Source organism: Veillonella dispar, from assembly GCF_937975875.1.
GTDB lineage: Bacteria > Bacillota > Negativicutes > Veillonellales > Veillonellaceae > Veillonella > Veillonella dispar_B.
In genome coordinates this window covers 1-2,508 of sequence record NZ_CALJSP010000049.1, presented here as the reverse complement: position 1 = coordinate 2,508, position 2,508 = coordinate 1, and the positions used below count along the sequence as shown (strand labels likewise).

Genomic DNA, 2,508 nt, shown 5'->3' with positions numbered 1-2,508 from the left:
ATGATAATTACACGAATTGCATAAGAAACATAAAATAAGCAATAAAAAACTCCCTCAAGTATTTCGCGGTTCTTGAGGGAGTTTTTTTTGTGCTAACAGTGAATTCTTATAATCCTTCAGCTACTTATAGTATACATTATTTTAGGATTTTGTCCATTATAATTAAAGAAACCACCTAGGTATGTCGTAGTCCCTAGGTGGTTTCTTTTGTGCACTCAGTGGAGCACTTACAATCTTTAGCTTTTTATAGTATACACCATAACAATTAAATATAGAACTCGATTTTGTCTTCTTTTGCCAATTGGAATTGTTCGAAAATGTGGTTCCGTATATTAACAAAGTTCGGTGATGTACGGTCGGTTCTGTCGATGATGTTTACAGGGATAATAGTTTGTACTCGACCTGGGTTTGCTGCTAGTACTACAACGCGGTCCGCTAGAACTACGGCTTCTTCAATGTCGTGGGTAACGAATACAACCGTCTTGCCTTCTTCACGGCAGATACGAGAGATTTCGTCTTGCAAGTTGATACGTGTTAGTGCATCAAGTGCGCCTAATGGTTCGTCCATGAAGATAATATCTGGATCAACAGCTAGTGCACGAGCGATGGATACACGTTGTTGCATGCCCCCAGATAGTTCTGCAGGGTAGCGATTACGAGCGTGATCGAGGCCTACCATTTTAACGTATTTGTCAATAATAGCGGGGCGTTCTTCTTTAGGCACCTTTTTACTTTCAAGGCCTAGCTCAATATTGCTTTCCACCGTACGCCATGGCAACAAGCCATAATTTTGGAATACCGTTACATATCTGAGTTGAGGCGCTTTCACCTCTTCACCGTCGATAGTAATGGAACCAGATGTAACGAGCTCAAAGCCTGCTATAGCATTTAATAGCGTACTTTTACCAGAACCAGAAGGACCTAAGAGGCAAATAAACTCGCCTTTTTCAATGTCTAAATTAATATCTTCAAGAATGGTGAGTGGTTCCCCATCTTTCATAAATTCCTTATGTGCATTGCGCACTGAAATGTAACCCATGAGGCCACCTCCTATTTCTCAATACCCCAACGTTTGTAAATCCATTTTTCGATAAGGGATACGCCCCAATCGAGTAAAAGCCCAACGAAACCGATGGTCAAAATGGCTACCATCAAGAGATCGTTACGCAAGTTATTTCTCATATCGATAATGAGGAAGCCAAGGCCTGTTTGGGAGCCTACCATTTCCCCTGTTACAAGGAAGATCCACGCCGTACCAAGGGCGATGTGAAGACCGGATGCAATACCAGGGAATACGGCAGGTAATACGATTTTAAATAACAGTTCTGGCTGTTTAATACCAAAGTTGCGCGCTACCTTGATGTACACAGGGTCAATATTTTGAATAGCAGACACGGTGGACAATAGCACCGGGAAGAATGCTGCGATAAAGATGATAACGATAGCTGGTGCTTGGCCGATACCGAAGAAGAGAACGATAAACGGCAACCACGCCACAGGAGAAATTGGTCGAATGACTTGAACGATTGGATTGATGTAGTTCCAAATCCCCTTGTACCAGCCCAAGATAAGGCCGAAAAATACGCCAGCTACAACAGAAATAAGATAGCCGATAAAGAAACGCACTAAACTATCTGCAATATCTTTAAAAAGAACACCGTCGCCTATAAGTTCTCCAAATCCGACCAACACCTTATACGGCGTTGGCAATAGCGCTTCATTAAAACCGCCGAGGCAAACGATTAACTCCCAAATTAGCCAAGCTGCGATAAATGAACCTGGCACATATGTATATTTCTTCATGGTCCCCCTCCTATGGTAACAATGATGTATCTACAAACTCTGAATAGGTCGGCACTTTTTTGATTAAATCAATATGTGTCATATGATGCACAAGCGCATTATAACGGTCCTCTGTAAGGGCTAAATCTTTAAACCCAATCACTTTGAGGGAACGTTCAATAACAGGATCCTTAAACTTCATGTATTTTAAGGAAATCTCCTTTTGCGCCTCCGGATGCTCGTCTAAATATGTACCTGCATCGAGATAAGCTTTTGTGAAAGCCTTCGCCAAATCGTGGTGTTCATCGACGAATTGACCGTTGAACACGAGGGCGCAACAGATATTGTCATGCCATAAGTGATCAGGGTCTTCAAAGACCTTCCCAGCTCCCATTTCTATAGCAAGAGAACCAAATGGCTCCGCCACGCTATAGCCAGCGATTTGACCGACCGACAATGCGGACGGCATTTCAGGAGGGCTCATCTCCACTATCTGTACGTCCTTCTCGCTAAGACCTGCCCGTTCAAGCATGAGGTCTACGAGGATTTTTTGAGTTGATTGCTTATGAGGGATAGCAAAGGATTTACCTTTCAAATCCTGTACAGAGTTAATATCGTTATTTACAACGATAATGTTGCCTTCCGTATGACCTAATGCCGCCGCGCGCACATCTATGCCCTGTTCACGAGCCTTTACGCCGAGCTCAACGAGAACGGCTGCAGCAT

At 43.0% G+C, this 2,508-nt stretch carries 3 protein-coding genes; all 3 read right to left on the bottom strand.

Going from position 1 to position 2,508, the window contains the following annotated elements; all coding sequences use genetic code 11:
• Window positions 1–265: 265 nt before the first annotated feature.
• Window positions 266–1,039: an ABC transporter ATP-binding protein gene (locus Q7P05_RS02520; RefSeq protein ID WP_105081743.1), complete on the bottom strand. Its 774-nt coding sequence runs from the start codon at window positions 1,037–1,039 to the stop codon at window positions 266–268.
• Between the two features lie 11 nt (window positions 1,040–1,050).
• A complete protein-coding gene (locus Q7P05_RS02515; protein WP_303930260.1) occupies window positions 1,051–1,803 on the bottom strand; it encodes an ABC transporter permease in 753 nt (250 codons plus the stop codon).
• A 10-nt stretch (window positions 1,804–1,813) separates the two neighbouring features.
• A partial coding sequence (locus Q7P05_RS02510; RefSeq protein ID WP_303930258.1) for an ABC transporter substrate-binding protein occupies window positions 1,814–2,508 on the bottom strand: 695 nt, incomplete at its 5' end.